This window comes from Acidimicrobiales bacterium (assembly GCA_035630295.1).
Taxonomy (GTDB): domain Bacteria; phylum Actinomycetota; class Acidimicrobiia; order Acidimicrobiales; family Iamiaceae; genus Iamia.
Window position 1 is genome coordinate 375,093 of the sequence record DASQKY010000042.1, and the last position, 13,792, is coordinate 388,884.

Consider the following 13,792-nt stretch of genomic DNA (forward strand, 5'->3'; position numbering starts at 1 on the left):
TCCTCGTGACGAGAACGGGGCCCGGACCCTAGCTCAGGAAACTGACCGGTGGGTCAAGTGCGGTCCGCCGGGCCGGCGTAGGCTGGCGGCCCCGTCGCCCGGAGGTTGCCGTGCCCGTCGTCCCCGAGATCCAGGCCCTGCTCGACCAGCTGGCGGCCAACCCCATCGACATGACCGCGGTCAGCCCCGGGGCCATGCGGATGATGTACAAGGTGGTGGCCTCGGCCCGGGGGGAGACGATCGAGGTCGGCGCGGTGGAGGGCCGCGACCTGGACGGGCCCGGGGGCCCGCTGCCGGTGCGCGTCTACCGGCCCGAGGGCGAGGGCCCCGCCCCCGTCCTGGTCTGGTACCACGGCGGCGGTTGGGTCATCGGCGACGTCGACACCTCGGATGCCACCGCCCGTCGCCTGTGCGCCGAGGCCGGGGTGGTGGTGGTCTCGGTCGAGTACCGCCTGGCCCCCGAGCACCCCTACCCGGCCGGCCCCGAGGACGCCTGGGCCGCCCTGTCGTGGGTGGCCGGCCACGCCGCGGAGATCGGCGGCGACCCCGAGCGGCTGGCCGTGGGGGGCGACTCGGCCGGCGGCAACCTGGCCGCCCTGGTCGCCCTCCGGGCCCGCGACGAGGGCGGGCCCGTCCTGCGCCACCAGCTCCTCGTGTACCCGGCCACCGACCTGGCCATGGGCCACCCCTCCATCCGGGAGAACGGCGAGGGGTACTTCCTCACCGAGGCGTCCATGCTGTGGTTCGCCGACCACTACCTGGGGGCCGACCGCCAGCACGGCGACCCGGCCTCACCGGCGGTGTCGCCGCTGCGGGCCGAGGTGGCCGGCGTGGCCCCGGCCCAGGTGCTGACGGCCGAGTACGACCCGCTCCGCGACGAGGGCGACGCCTACGCCGCCCACCTGGCCGAGGCCGGCGTGCCCGTCGACCACGTCTCCCACCCGGGCCTGATCCACGGCTTCTTCAGCATGGGCTCGTTCTCCCCCGACGCCGACAAGGCCACGGCGGCGGCCATCGACCGCCTCCGCACCGCCCTCCACACCGAGGCCTGAGCCGCCCCTGCGGATCGGCTCGCCCGGCCGGCTACCAGCTGCCCTCGCGGTCGGCGCGGTCGGCGGCCCGGACGGCGTAGCCGAAGACGATGGCCGGGGCCAGGACGATCGAGCCCACCACCAGGCTGGTGACGATGAGGTTCACGACCCACCCGGCGAACCCGACCGCGAAGCCGACCACGAAGGCGACCACGGCCACGCCGAAGAGGCCGTAGCCGGCGCCCTGCCCGAGGCTGACCCACCGCTCGATGCGGCGCCTCCGCTCCATCACGGGATCCTCCGCGCCACGCTCGTCGCTGCCCTCTGCGGCCATGGCGGCGACGTTACCCAGGGACCGGGCTCGGGCCGCGGGCCGGCTCAGTGGTTGAGGGTGGCGTGGATGTCCTTGGTCGCCTTGTAGGTGGCCAGGAAGGCGTCGTAGAGCTCGTCGTAGACCTGGCCGGCCTCGGGGTCGGGGGTGAACTCGCGCTCGACTGCGACCAAGCCGTCGAGGTCGTCCACGGTCAGGCGGCCCAGGGCCACCGCCGCCACCAGGGCCACCCCTCGGGTGCCGGCGTGCTGGTAGTCCTCCACCCGTCGGATGGGGCGCTGGAGCACATCGGCGTGGATCTGGCACCACAGGTCGGAGCGGGCCCCGCCCCCGATGACCACGATGGGCCCCAGGGGCGACTTGGTGAACGCCTCCACCACCTGGAGCAGCCACCGGGAGTTGTAGGCCACGCCCTCCAGGATGGAGCGGAGCATGTCGGCCCGGTCATGGGCCAGGCTCAGGTTGGTCCAGCCGCCCCGGATGGTGTGGTCGTCGACGGGGGTGCGCTCGCCGTTGAGCCACGGCAGGTAGATGAGCTTCCTGCTGCCGGGCGGTGCGGTGGCCGCCACCTCGTTCAGCTCGTCCAGGTCGCCCACCAGCTTCAGCTGGTCGCGGGCGTGGAGCAGGCAGGCGCCGGCCGCCTCGTGCTCGTTGGCCAGGAAGTACTTGCCCGGCAGGGCGGCCGGGAAGGCGGCCATGTTGTGGCGGATGTCGGTGCGCTTGACCGGCAGGTGGAAGCTGAGCCACGACGACGTGCCCAGGTACAGGTGGGGCTCGTAGTCCTTGACCGCCCCGCAGCCCACCACCGCGGCGTGCACGTCGCCCATCGCCGTGGTCACCGGCAGGCCGGCGGCGATGCCCCAGTCAGCGGCCACCTCGGCCAGCAGCTCGCCCACCACCGTGGCCGACGGGACCAGCGGGGGCAGCTTGGCCTTGTCCAGCCCGGTCCAGGACAGGAGCTGGGGGTCGTAGCGGATGGCCTCGCGGTCGCGGTTGTCGGTGAGCCAGTGCAACACCGCGCAGTCGTGCGAGGTCACCGCCTTCCCGGTGAGCCGCAGGTTCAGGTAGTCGGCCGGCTCCAGGAACCGCTCGGTGGCGGCGTAGACGTCGGGGCGCTGGTCCTTGAGCCAGAGGATGTGGGCCAGGGAGTCCTTGCCCGAGTGGCTGGGGGCCCCGCCGGTGAGCTGCAGCCACTTGGCCAGGCGCCGGGGGTCGTAGCCCATGACGTTGATGCGGCCGCTGACCGCCTTGGCCACCTGGGGGGCGCCCCGGCTGTCCATCCAGATGATGGAGTTGCCGATGGCCTTGCCGTCGGCGTCGACGGCCACCGTGCCCGACCAGTGGCAGGTGACGGCGACGGCGATGAGCGAGGCGGCCTCGTCGGGGGCCTTGGCCACCAGGCGCCCGATGCCGCGGGTGATGGCGGCCCACCAGTCGTCGGGGTCCTGCTCGGCCCCGTCGGGCGGGTCCAGGATGAGCCGGGTGGTCTCGATCTCGTGGGCCACCACCTTGCCCCGCAGGTCCACGAAGGCCACCTTGGGCCCCCCGGTGCCGAGGTCGATGGCGAGGATGTGGTCGGCGGTCACGGTGTCCCCCGGGGCGGGCTGGTGCAGGGCCGGCCAACCCTACGCGCCGTGCCCGACCCGGCTCCGGCCCTCGTCGCCGGGCCGGGCCGGTAGCGTCCCGGCCCGTGGACTCGCCCTCGCCGGACATCCGGGCCGAGGTGGTCGACGGGGTGGCCCGCCTGACCATCGACCGGCCCGAGGTGCGCAACGCCCTCTCGTGGGACGCCATCGCCGCCCTCCGCCACCTGGTGGCCGCCTGCCGGGACGACCCCGCGGTGCGGGTGCTGGTCCTGACCGGGGCCGGCGACCGGGCCTTCTGCTCCGGCGCCGACCTGGGGGGGATGGCCACCGGGGCCGATGCCGACCCGGCCGCCGTCCACGCCGCCCGGGGCGAGCTGGCCGGCCTGTTCACCGACCTGTGGGCCGTGGGCAAGCCCACCATCGCCCGGGTGCGGGGCTACGCCCTGGCCGGCGGCTTCGGCCTGGCCCTGGCCTGCGACCTGGTGGTGTGCGCCGAGGACGCCACCTTCGGCACGCCGGAGATCGACGTCGGCCTGTGGCCCCACATGATCACCGTCCCGCTGGTGCGGTCCATGCCCCCCAAGCGGGCCCTGGAGCTGATGATGACCGGCCGCCGGGTGGACGCGGCCGAGGCCGAGCGCATCGGCTTCGTGCACCGGGTGGTCCCGACCGACGAGCTGGACGCGGCCACCGACGAGCTGGCCGCCACCCTGGCCGCCAAGTCGCCCACCGCGCTGCGCCTCGGGCGCGACGCCTTCTACGCCACCTGGGACATGGCCGCGGCCGATGCCCTGGCCGCCCTCCACCCGCTGCTCACCGTCACCGCCGCCACCGCCGATGCCGCCGAGGGCCTGGCCGCCTTCCGCGAGAAGCGCCCGCCGTCCTGGCCCAGCTCCCCCGGCTGACACCGGTCCGCCCGTTCTGAGGCGCCACGGCTCGTGGGAGCGTGCCGAGGCGCCTCAGAACGGAGACGGGGAGGGTCAGGGCAGGCGCTTGAGCAGGGCCAGGGCGCCCATGCGGGCCGGGGACTGGTGGTGGGAGCCGGTGCGGCCGTCCAGGGTGTCGCGGTGGGCCAGCCACCAGTCGTAGGTCTCGGCCAGCATGGTGGGCGTGTCGTAGCGGGCCTCCCACCCCAGCTCCCGCTGGGCCCGGCCGCTGTCGAACCACAGCGACTCGCCGTAGAGCAGCCAGTGGTAGGGGGCCAGGGGCAGCAGGTGGCCCCGCGACGCCGCCTCCATGGCCAGGCGGGCCGGCCGGTGGGGCAGCGATCGCACCCGGGCCCCGGTGCCGGCGTGGGCGCACAGCGACTCCAGCGTCTCCCGCATGGTGCCGAACCCGGGGGCGCCCACGTTGTAGGCCGCCGGGCCGGGGCGGTCGCCGGCCCGCAGGCAGGCGTCGGCCAGGTCGGCGGCGTGGACGAACTGGTAGCGGTTGTCGCCCGGGCCCAGCACCGGCACCGGCGCCCCCTCGGCCACCAGCTCGAACAGCATGGACATGATGCCGAGGCGCCCGTGGCCCAGGATGGTGCGGGGCCGGACGACGGTGACGTCGAGGCCGGCGGCCGCCGCGTCGCGGCACAGCAGCTCGGCCTCCAGCTTGGCCCGGCCGTAGGCCTCCAGGGGCCGGGGTGGGGTGTCCTCGTCCACCGGGTTGCGCTCGGGGATGCCGTACACCGCGCTGGTCGAGGTGGACACCACCTTGGACACCCCGGCGTCGCGGGCGGCGACGAGCAGGGTCGCCGTCCCGACCACGTTGACGCTCCAGAACAGGTGGCGGTCCTTGGCCAGGGGCACCTGGGCCACGTTGTGGAAGGCCACGTCCACGTCCTGGCAGGCGGCCCGGACGGCCTCGGCGTCGCGGATGTCGGCCTCGACCACCTCGACGCCGTCGGGCACCTGGTCGGGCACCATCACGTCCAGGATCCGGACCTGGTCGCCCCGGGCCCGCAGCCGCTCGACCAGCATGGTGCCGAAGAAGCCGCTCCCGCCGGTGACCAGGCTGCGCCGCCCGCTGGCGGTGGGCCCGCTCACAGGGCGATCCCGTGGTCGAGGCACCAGCGGATGCTGGCCCGCATGCCGTCGAGGAGCGAGGTGGACGGGTCGTAGCCCAGCTCGGTGCAGGCCCGGGTGACGTCCACCGCGATCTCGTCCTTCATCTCGCCCAGCACGTGGAAGGGCTGGAGGTAGCGGCCCCGGGCCTGGGCGGCCCGGTCGAGGCGCTCGGCCACCACGCCGGCCAGCCGGGGGATGCGCACCTGGCGCTCGGCCACCGTGATGCCCTCGGCCTCCAGGGCCTCCTTCACCGTGGCGTACACGTCGGCCACCCGGTAGGGCTCGGCATCGGCGATCCAGTAGTCGCGCCCGGCGGCGGCGGCCACCGACTCGGCCAGCAGCACCCCTTGGACCAGGTGGCCGGTGTAGACCATCGAGCGCCGGTTGCTCCCGTCGCCGACGAGGGGGAACAGCCCCTTGCGCAGGCCGGTGAAGAACCGGGCCTGGCGCTCCGGCTGCCACGGCCCGTAGAACCACGGGGCCCGGAGGATCACCGTCTCCACGTCGCCCCGCTCCTGCGCCCGGGTGACGAGCTGCTCGGCCTCGTGCTTGGAGCGCCCGTAACCCAGGAACGGGTCGCGGGGGGAGTCCTCGGTGAAGCTCTCGCCGGGCCGGGGGTTGGCCCCGAACGGGGACGTGGACGAGATGTGGACCAGGCGGCCGGCGCCGGCGCGGCGGGCGGCGTCGAGGACCAGCTCGGTGCCGCCCACGTTGACGTCGAAGAAGGCCCGGGTGCCGCCCTCGGGGTGGATCACCGCCGCGGTGTGGACCACGGTGGGCGCCGTCAACCCCTCGAACAGGCGCTCCAGGGCCACCGGGTCGCGCACGTCGCCCACCACCGGCTCCACCGATGGGTCGAGCACGGCCAGCACCGCGGCCTGGTCGTCGTCGTGGGCCAGGGCCCGGATGCGGGCCCGGTCGGGCAGGGTGGCCCGCAGCAGGTTCTGGCCCAGCCACCCCGCGGCCCCGGTGACGACCAGGTCGGGGGCGGGCTCGGGGCGCGGCGCGGCGGGGGCGGGGGACGGCTCGGTCATGGGTCTTCCGGCTAGAGGGTGGCGAGCAGGTGCTCGGCGTTGCGGGAGGCGATGGCCATCACCGCGCCCTGCGGGTTGACCCCGGGGGCGTCGGGGAGGAGCGACGCGTCGTTGACGTAGAGGTTGGCGTGGCCGTGCACCCGGCCGTAGCTGTCGGTGCCGGTGCGGTCGGGGTCCTCGCCCATGCGCACGGTGGAGGTCATGTGCACGGTCATGAGGTTGGCCCGGCGCCGGGTCACGGCGTCCCACCACTGCACCAGGCCGGCCCGGTCCCGGACCACGGGCCCGCCCACGATCGACGGGTGCAGCTCGAAGGCCCCGGCGGCCAGCAGCACGTCGCCCACGTGCACCAGGCCCCGGGCCAGGCGGCTGAGGTCGCCGTCGGTGAGGCCGTAGGTCACCAGGGGGGCGGCGGCGCCGGGGAGGGCGGTGATGCGGCCCCGGCCCTCGCTGCGGATGGCGGCGTAGTACACGGCCACGTGCTCCCAGTCGGCCATGGCCTCGGTGGCGTCCAGCCCGGTCTCGGCCAGGGCCAGGGCCAGGTGGCCCCGCCGGCTGGCCGAGCCCCCGATGGTGAGGTGGGGGGAGAACTCGGTGACCCGGTGCATGGGGACGTCGTCGTGCTCCATGGGCTCGCCGAAGCGGGCCGCCACCTTGATGGTGGGATGGACCTTGAGGCCGGTGCCGACCACGCCCCGCACGCCGGAGCGTTGGAGCAGGGTCGGCGTCTGGATGGCCCCGGCGCACACCACCACGTGGTCGGCCAGCACGGCCACCCGCTGGCGGGTGCCGTCGGGGCGGGTGCGCTCGACGTCGAGGCCCACCGCCCGCCCGGCCCGGCGGCGGACCCGCAGCACCCGGCAGTCGGCCAGGACGGTGGCGCCGTCGGCCTCGGCCCGGGGCAGCAGGGTGCGGGACATGGTCTGCTTCACGGCCCGGCCGCCGGGCTCGTAGCGGTGGACCCGGGCGAACTCCACAGCCCGCCAGCCCAGCTTGGTGGCCCCCTCCTCCAGCACCGCCGAGGACCGGGGGGCGGGGCCGGGCAGGCGCGAGACGCCCAGCTCGGCCTCCACCTCGGCCGCGTAGCGGTCGAGGGTGCCCGGGTCGAAGCCGTCGATGGCGTAGGCCCGGGCCCACTCGGCGGCCAGCTCGCCGGGCAGGCGGTGGTAGAGGCCGCTGTTGATCTCGGTGCTGCCCCCCACGCACCGGCCCTCGGCGAAGGCGATGGCCGGGCTGCCCAGGCTGGCCGACAGGCCCCGGTGGCGGTACTTGGTGGCCATCTCCTCCAGGGAGAAGGGGGCCACGGCGTCGGGTTCGGAGCGGGGCCCCTCCTCCAGCACGGTGACGTCGCGCCCGGCGGCGGCCAGGCGGGCGGCGGTGACGGCGCCGCCGGCGCCCGAGCCGACCACGGCGACCTCGGTGTGGAGCGTGGTGTCGGGCCGGCCCATCACGAGGCGCCGGCGGGCACGGGGGCCGGCGCGGGGTCGGTGGCGTCCTCCAGCTCGACCTCGGCGAAGAGCACCAGCGAGCCCATGAGCCGCACGTACTGGCGGACCACGTCGACGGGGTGGTGCTCCCAGGCCGCCAGCCGGGCCCGCAGGGTGTCGTCGTCGAGGCGGCCGGCGCCCCGCAGGCGCAGCCACGTGCCCAGGGCCAGGGACTCGCCCAGCACGCCGGCCCGGAGGTGCTCGGGCATGGACGCGAGGCAGCCCTCCACGTGGGCGGCCACCGCGGCGCGCCGCTCGGGGTCGGAGGTCCGGGTCAGGCAGGCCACGACCCGGCGCTCGAAGGGCACCACGGGACCGACGTTAGATGCTGGCCGTCGGGGTCACGGCCTCGTGGCCCTCGGCGTCGGCCCGGCCCGGTTGGTCCCCGGCCTGGCCCTCGTCGGCGCCCTCGGCCCGGTCCAGGTCGTCGAGGGCGGCCACCGCGGCGTCCAGCATGCGGGCCGTGCAGCCGGCCATGGCCACGGGGGGCACGGCCTCGGTGACCACGACCTCGGCCAGGGCCCGGAAGGCGTCGGCCGCCGGGCCGTGGCCCAGGGCCGCGGGGTGGCCGGTGTCGCCCCCGGCCACGATCTCGGGCTCCAGGGGGATCCGGGCCAGCAGGGGGGCGCCGGAGGCCTCGGCCAGGGCGGCCCCGCCCCCGGTGCCGAACAGGGCGTAGCTCTCGCCGTGGTCACAGGTGAAGGTGCTCATGTTCTCGACCACACCGGCCACCCGCAGGTAGCTCTTGCGGGCCATGCTGACCGCCCGCTCGGCCACCTTCTGGGCGGCCAGGGCCGGGGTGGTGACCACCAGCACCTCGGAGCGGGGGATGAGCTTGGCCACGCCCATCTGCACGTCGCCGGTGCCGGGGGGCATGTCGACCAGGAGGTAGTCGAGGTCGTCGCCCCACTCGACGTCCTGGAGGAAGTGCTGCACGCCCCGGTTGAGCATGAGGCCCCGCCACATGAGGGCGGACGCCTCGTCCTCGACCAGGAAGCCCATGGAGATCACCCGCAGGGTGCCGGGGCCGACGGCCTTCTCGTGGGGGACCATGACCTTGCGGCCGTCCCGCACCTGCCCGGCCAGACGGCCCTCGAGGCCCAGCATGCGGGGCACCGAGAAGCCCCAGACGTCGGCGTCGAGCACCCCGACGGTGAGGCCCCGGGCGGCCAGGGCGGTGGCCAGGTTCACCGTCACCGACGACTTGCCCACGCCCCCCTTGCCCGAGGCCACCAGGATCACCTTGGTGGTGGGGGCCACCGCGGTGTCCTCCGGTCGCTGAGCCACGTTGAAGCGAGCCTTGGCCATGGCCGAGGTCTTCTGCTCGGCCGTCATCTCGGTCCAGTCCAGGGCCACGTGGGTGACCCCGGGGACCGAGCCCAGCCGGGTGCGGATGTCGCGCTGGATCTGGGCTCGGAGGGGGCAGCCGGCGGTGGTCAGGGCGATGGTGACCGTCACCCGACCGGCGGGGTCCACGGCCACGTCGCGCACCATGCCCAGCTCGACGATGTCGCTGCCCAGCTCGGGGTCGATGACGCCCCGCAGCAGGCCCCGCAGCTCCTCGACCGCCACCGCCGGGGTGTGGCCCGGCTCGTCGGCCGGTCGGGGGGCGGAGGGGGAGGGCATGGTCGAATTCTACCGGCGGTGGTGGTGAGAACCCCGGGCCGAGGCGGCGGGGGCATCTGGGGTGGGCGGTGGACGAGGGGTCGACCGCGGCCCCCGGGTCGATGGGGGCGCGGTCGTCGGTCTCCGGCGGTTCCGTCCGGGGCGGCGGTACGCTCGCGGGCCGTGGACGTGGCGCACGCCCCGGAGGGCGACGGGGGTGAGGGGGCGGGGACCGGTGACCTCGCGTCGGAGACCGGCCGGCTGGCCGTGCTCAAGGCCTTGGGCGACAACACCCGCTACGCCATCTACCTGGAGCTGGCCCGCTCCCCCCGGCCCCTGGCCACCGCGGATGTGGCCGCCACCCTGGGCCTGCACCCCAACACGGTGCGGCCCCACCTGGAGCGCATGCGGGACGTGGGCCTGCTGCAGGTCCAGAGCGCGTCCCGGGGCGGGGTGGGCCGGCCCCAGCACCTGTACTCCCTGGCTGCCGAGGCGCCCTCGCTGGGCCTGGAGCCGGCGTCGTTCCCCGTCTTGGCCCGCATGCTGGTGCGGCTGGCCGCGGCCACCGGGGCCGACGCCGCCGACGCCCTCGACGTGGGCCGGGACCAGGGCCGGCTGGATGGGGTCCGCCTCGGGGGCCGGGGCTGCCTCAGCGCGGTGGTGGCCCAGCTCGAGGCCATGGGCTTCGACCCCGCGGTGGTGGGCGATGACCTCGACGGCGGGACCGGCGTGGCTGGGGAGGCCGACCTGGTCACCATCGCCTTCGCCCACTGCCCGTTCCGGGACCTGGCCGAGCAGCGGCCCGACCTGCTGTGCAGCCTGCACCGGGGCCTGATCGAGGGGGTGGTGGCGGCGGCCGGGGACGGGGAGGTGGCGGGCTTCGGCTCCCTGGTCGACCGGGCTCCCTGCCAGGTCGAGATCCGCCTCACCGGCTCGCCCGTCCGGTCGGCGCCTGACCGCCTGACCGCCTGACCGCCTGACCCGCCCGCATCCGGGCATCAGCTGACCCCAGCCGTTCTGGCGCGGTGGGTGAACGTCGACGTGGTCTGAGCGCGCCAGACGTGCCGAGGGTCGCCTTGCGGCGCGGGGGGAGGACGGGGATGTTCACCGACCGCGCCAGAAGGGACACCGGGCCGGAGGCTCTCGGTCGTGGGGTGGGGGTCCGGGACGGGATCGCCGATAGAGTTGCCGACGGGCCGCTGGGCCCCGACGTGACGAGGAGGACGCCGACGTGATCGCTCTCACCGACAAGGCCGCCACCAAGGTCTCCGAGCTCATCGCCGCCGAGGGCGAGGGAGAGCTCGCCCTGCGGGTCGCCGTGCGCCCCGGGGGCTGCTCGGGCTTCAGCTACGACATGTTCTTCGACAGCGAGGTGGCCGACGACGACCTCACCGTCGAGTACTCGGGGGTGAAGGTGGTGGTCGACGCCTCGAGCGCCATGCTCCTCGACGGGGCCACCCTCGACTACGCCGACGGCCTGACCCAGGCCGGCTTCTCGATCAACAACCCCAACGCCCAGCGCACCTGCGGCTGCGGTTCCAGCTTCTCCTGACCCACTCGGGTCGGACCTCGATCACCCGGCGTCACATGCCGTCGCGGTCCATGAACCTCTCGAGGGCTGCTCTGGCCTTCTTCATCTGTTGCGACACCGCCGAGGCTGAGATGTCGAGCTGCTCGGCGATCTCGGCTTGCGTCCGGCCGTCGACGTAGTGCGATCTGAGCAACTCGGCCCAGTGTCGATGTTTCGCTGAGCGACGTCCGAAGCGTTCGAAGATGCGATCCACGACATCGTCCTCGTCGACATCGATGAATGCGTCGTCCGCGCGGTCGGATGTGATCTCACCGTTGAGTTCCTCCAACGGGCTGCTCTTGAGGCGCTGGCTCTTCTTGTAGAGGCGGTTCCATTCGCCCACGCAAACCGTCTTGATGAACTTCTTGAGCTTGCGAACGGTCTTCTCCTCGCCGGGCCCCTGCTTCAGGAGCTTCTCGAGCGTGACCTCGACGAGCTCTTCGTAGTGATGGTGGTGGCGTGATCCGAGGATGGCGGTCGCTGCGGTCTCGACGTGCTTGCGGATGTCAGGCCAGGTGTACTGGGGTCCGAGGATCGAAGGGACGACCCTCCGGCAGATGTCCCGGATATCCTCTTCGAGGTCGTCGGGGTTGCGGTGTCGCAGGCTCGACATGACCAATCGGACCAATGCGGCCCTCTCGTGCCGCGTCTCAGGGTGCAAGACCTCATCGACCACTCGAGCGACCATCGCTTGGACGTCTTCAGGATCGCGGGATGACCGGGGCGTCGGCTCACTCATCTTTACCTCCCCTCCCTTCTCACCGTAACAGGATGTGTCTACTTCTTGGCAAAAGTTCCGATACGCCAAGCATCGGGTGAGGGGCGCGGATCGCGCTGGTCGACATGGATGGACGTCGACGAGATGCGGCGCGCTAACCGGGAGTTTCGCTGTGCCCCTGCTCGGGTCTCGGTGCCGGCGACCGCTCGGCAACGAGGGCATCGAGGCTCTGGTCCGCGATCTGCTCCCACCCATCGGCGGGGAGGCCGCGCGGGTATCTGGAGGCGAGGGAGACGATGACTCGCAGCCCCAGATCATGGGCCTGGTCACGAGACCTCTTGTGCGTGTTCCGGGCACGAGCGATGGACCGATCTCGCACGACGGTCCACGAGAGCGCCTCGGGCTCGTCGTGCTCCGTCGCCCGTGGTGTTGGTCCCCTCCTCAGTCGGGAGCGGAGACGGGCCGTGGCCCCCGACCCCCGAGGATCGTCCGGTGCCGAGGTCACGAGGCGCAGCGGGGCGCCAGGGGTCGACGACCCATCCCCGTCCCGGGTACCGGAGCCGCTGCGATCCAGGAGGAGCGCCTGCTGCTCGGGCGTGAGGAAGTTGAGGACGCCACGATCGAGAGCGCGGCGCAGGTGTTGCCTTCGGACGTCCTCGCCAGGGTGATCGGGGAAGACCAGGTGGCGTCCGATCTCGAGGTCCAACTCGGCATCGAGCCGCTTCGAGCGGATCACCCGCTGCTGGCGGGCGTGCAGGCCACAGATGACCGTGATGGCTTGGCGGTGAGCCGCCTCCGGCGTGAACCCGGACTCCCGGAAGCGGAGGGCCGCCTGCTGATAGGCGGATTCCCAGGGGGCGTGGGCTCGCCCCGTCCGGAGGACGTGCTGGATCAGCCCGCCCAGCCCCACCACACCGACGCTCCACAGCAAGTGGCGTCCCGGGGCAGGGGTGAGCAGGGAGAGGCTGAACACGACCACGACGGCGAACAGGATGGCGATCGCCATCGAGCCCCCGGCTCGTCGGACGAGGCCTGGGGGGTTCGACAGGGGATCGTCAAAGGGCTGGGGGACGGCTGGCGCTCCGGTGGCGAAGGTGGCGCCGACGGTCTTGGTCGACCACACGTCCCCGCCGGTGATCCTGCTCCTCTTCCGGCTGTTGCGGCTGGCCAAGCCCGGAGGCATGCGGTCGAGTATGGCAGAGGACCGGGGATCCCGACCCTCACCTGCAGCAATGGGCAGCCACTCCTCCTTCCCGCTCATTGGACCATCGACAGGTCAGGCGGGTCCTCCGGCGGGCGCTTGTGGGCATGCTCGCCGAGGTCACCGTTGAAGACGGTGTGCGCGTAGGCCACGTGCTCCTCCGGGAACTCGAGCTCCCTCAGGTGTTCGAACCGGCTGTCGATCTCGTCGATCACCTCTTGCGACACCGAGGTGCCGAAGTGCTCGGTCTCGGCGGCGCGCTGGGCGAAGACCGCCTCTCGACCCCGGCTGATGAGCGCTTCCACGTGCGAGGGCCAACTCTTGGCCTCGACGAGGAACCTGCTGGCGGCCCTCTGGCGGGCCCGTCGAGCGGCCTCGTACTCGCGGCTGTTCTCCTGCAGGGCGTGTTCGGCGTCGGCTGCGGAGCCGACCAGCTCGTCGTGGGCATCGCCCAGCTCGTTCACCGCTCCGAGCGCCACCCCGACCCCGATGAGGGCGGGGACCACGCCCAACAAGAAGAAGATCGCCCAGTCCCCGACACCCAGAGGCTCGTCGGCCGGGGCCTCCTCGACGGTGATGCCGACCTCGCTGAGGGATTGCGTCGAGGAACCCAAGGTGCCGCTCGCCCGTAACGCACCCGCCCCGAGCCCTACGATCAACATGACTGCGGCCAGGGCGGTGAACATGCGCATGGGGCGGGGGTGGTTCTGGAGGCCAAGGCGGTACATGCGGAACCCCCGCCACCACTCCGAGAGCTCGCCGCCGGTCTGATCGCCGGTGAAGGCGAGGACGGCACCGATGATGAGGCCCACGATGGCTCGGGTGACGGTGCTCGAGGTCAAGCCTTCGAGCAGGAGGTAGGTCGCCACGCCTTCGGCGCCGGTGACCACGGGCAGGGAGAGCCAGCGGGACCACGAGGGGAACGCTCGCCTCCACCACTCGATGCCTCGCCCGCGGTGACGGGCCTCGAACTCGTCGAGCTCGGTGGCCGTCGACGTGACGTCGGTGCGGAGCTCCGGCTCCTGCTCCTTGAGGATCGCCTCCCGCTCCCTGGCTTCAGAGTCGGTCTGAAGGAACGCGGTGTCGACCTCCTTCAGCCGGTGAACCAGCTCTTGGTACGTGCCGCTGACCACCGCTTCGAGCTGCGCCAACTCACTCGGGTGCAGGCGGTCGGCCTC

At 73.5% G+C, this 13,792-nt stretch carries 14 protein-coding genes; 4 read left to right on the plus strand and 10 right to left on the minus strand.

The genetic code is table 11. The features are described 5' to 3' along the window. Positions 1 to 110: 110 nt before the first annotated feature. Positions 111 to 1,052: an alpha/beta hydrolase gene (locus tag VEW93_11980; GenBank protein ID HYI62510.1), complete on the plus strand. Its 942-nt coding sequence runs from the start codon at positions 111 to 113 to the stop codon at positions 1,050 to 1,052. A gap of 31 nt (positions 1,053 to 1,083) precedes the next feature. On the opposite strand, the gene VEW93_11985 is transcribed toward VEW93_11980, so the two are convergent. Next, a complete protein-coding gene (locus VEW93_11985; GenBank protein HYI62511.1) occupies positions 1,084 to 1,365 on the minus strand; it encodes a hypothetical protein in 282 nt (93 codons plus the stop codon). 44 nt (positions 1,366 to 1,409) lie between these two features. Further along, positions 1,410 to 2,948, minus strand: coding sequence for an FGGY-family carbohydrate kinase (locus VEW93_11990; protein HYI62512.1), 1,539 nt, complete (start codon positions 2,946 to 2,948; stop codon positions 1,410 to 1,412). Positions 2,949 to 3,052: 104 nt separating this feature from the next. Between VEW93_11990 and VEW93_11995 the strand changes: the two genes are divergently transcribed. After that, complete coding sequence (locus VEW93_11995; protein HYI62513.1) at positions 3,053 to 3,853, plus strand: enoyl-CoA hydratase/isomerase family protein; 801 nt, start codon at positions 3,053 to 3,055, stop codon at positions 3,851 to 3,853. Between the two features lie 75 nt (positions 3,854 to 3,928). Here VEW93_11995 and VEW93_12000 read toward each other — a convergent pair whose 3' ends face one another. From VEW93_12000 to VEW93_12020, 5 genes are read right to left on the minus strand one after another with little or no spacing between them, the layout of a single operon-like run. Beyond that, a complete protein-coding gene (locus VEW93_12000; GenBank protein ID HYI62514.1) occupies positions 3,929 to 4,978 on the minus strand; it encodes an NAD-dependent epimerase/dehydratase family protein in 1,050 nt (349 codons plus the stop codon). After that, positions 4,975 to 6,033 carry an NAD-dependent epimerase/dehydratase family protein gene (locus tag VEW93_12005; protein HYI62515.1) on the minus strand — a complete coding sequence of 353 codons (1,059 nt, stop codon included), beginning with the start codon at positions 6,031 to 6,033 and terminating at the stop codon, positions 4,975 to 4,977. The genes VEW93_12000 and VEW93_12005 overlap by 4 nt, the downstream gene beginning before the upstream one ends. A gap of 11 nt (positions 6,034 to 6,044) precedes the next feature. After that, entirely contained in the window at positions 6,045 to 7,481 is a 1,437-nt protein-coding gene (locus VEW93_12010) for a GMC family oxidoreductase (GenBank protein ID HYI62516.1), read from the minus strand. Further along, positions 7,481 to 7,831, minus strand: a complete 351-nt coding sequence (locus VEW93_12015) for a hypothetical protein (protein ID HYI62517.1) — start codon at positions 7,829 to 7,831, stop codon at positions 7,481 to 7,483. The genes VEW93_12010 and VEW93_12015 overlap by 1 nt, the downstream gene beginning before the upstream one ends. 10 nt (positions 7,832 to 7,841) lie before the next feature. Continuing rightward, complete coding sequence (locus tag VEW93_12020) at positions 7,842 to 9,146, minus strand: Mrp/NBP35 family ATP-binding protein (protein ID HYI62518.1); 1,305 nt, start codon at positions 9,144 to 9,146, stop codon at positions 7,842 to 7,844. A gap of 162 nt (positions 9,147 to 9,308) precedes the next feature. Here VEW93_12020 and VEW93_12025 point away from each other — a divergent pair, with 162 nt between their 5' ends. Together VEW93_12025 and erpA are read left to right on the plus strand one after the other, a co-directional pair. Further along, positions 9,309 to 10,097 (plus strand): helix-turn-helix domain-containing protein, encoded by a 789-nt coding sequence (locus VEW93_12025; protein ID HYI62519.1) that lies wholly within the window; start codon positions 9,309 to 9,311, stop codon positions 10,095 to 10,097. A 259-nt stretch (positions 10,098 to 10,356) separates the two neighbouring features. Beyond that, a complete protein-coding gene (gene erpA / locus VEW93_12030) occupies positions 10,357 to 10,677 on the plus strand; it encodes an iron-sulfur cluster insertion protein ErpA (protein HYI62520.1) in 321 nt (106 codons plus the stop codon). A 31-nt stretch (positions 10,678 to 10,708) separates the two neighbouring features. Here the strand turns inward: erpA and VEW93_12035 are convergent, their stop codons facing one another. The 3 genes from VEW93_12035 to VEW93_12045 form a co-directional block, all read right to left on the minus strand. After that, positions 10,709 to 11,434, minus strand: a complete 726-nt coding sequence (locus tag VEW93_12035) for a sigma-70 family RNA polymerase sigma factor (protein HYI62521.1) — start codon at positions 11,432 to 11,434, stop codon at positions 10,709 to 10,711. 133 nt (positions 11,435 to 11,567) lie between these two features. Then, the gene (locus tag VEW93_12040) at positions 11,568 to 12,419 is read right to left on the minus strand and encodes a hypothetical protein (protein HYI62522.1); all 852 of its coding nucleotides are present in this window, start codon (positions 12,417 to 12,419) and stop codon (positions 11,568 to 11,570) included. A 251-nt stretch (positions 12,420 to 12,670) separates the two neighbouring features. Beyond that, complete coding sequence (locus VEW93_12045; protein ID HYI62523.1) at positions 12,671 to 13,765, minus strand: hypothetical protein; 1,095 nt, start codon at positions 13,763 to 13,765, stop codon at positions 12,671 to 12,673. Between the last annotated feature and the right edge of the window lie 27 nt (positions 13,766 to 13,792).

What these genes read in the sequence shown, in the direction of transcription:
- VEW93_12005 (HYI62515.1), bottom strand. Translation starts at nt 6,033, where the DNA reads ATGACCGAGCCGTCCCCCGCCCCCGCCGCGCCGCGCCCCGAGCCCGCC.
- VEW93_12035 (HYI62521.1), bottom strand. Translation starts at nt 11,434, where the DNA reads ATGAGTGAGCCGACGCCCCGGTCATCCCGCGATCCTGAAGACGTCCAA.
- VEW93_12020 (HYI62518.1), bottom strand. Translation starts at nt 9,146, where the DNA reads ATGCCCTCCCCCTCCGCCCCCCGACCGGCCGACGAGCCGGGCCACACC.
- VEW93_12040 (HYI62522.1), bottom strand. Translation starts at nt 12,419, where the DNA reads ATGGCGATCGCCATCCTGTTCGCCGTCGTGGTCGTGTTCAGCCTCTCC.
- VEW93_11985 (HYI62511.1), bottom strand. Translation starts at nt 1,365, where the DNA reads ATGGCCGCAGAGGGCAGCGACGAGCGTGGCGCGGAGGATCCCGTGATG.
- VEW93_12010 (HYI62516.1), bottom strand. Translation starts at nt 7,481, where the DNA reads ATGGGCCGGCCCGACACCACGCTCCACACCGAGGTCGCCGTGGTCGGC.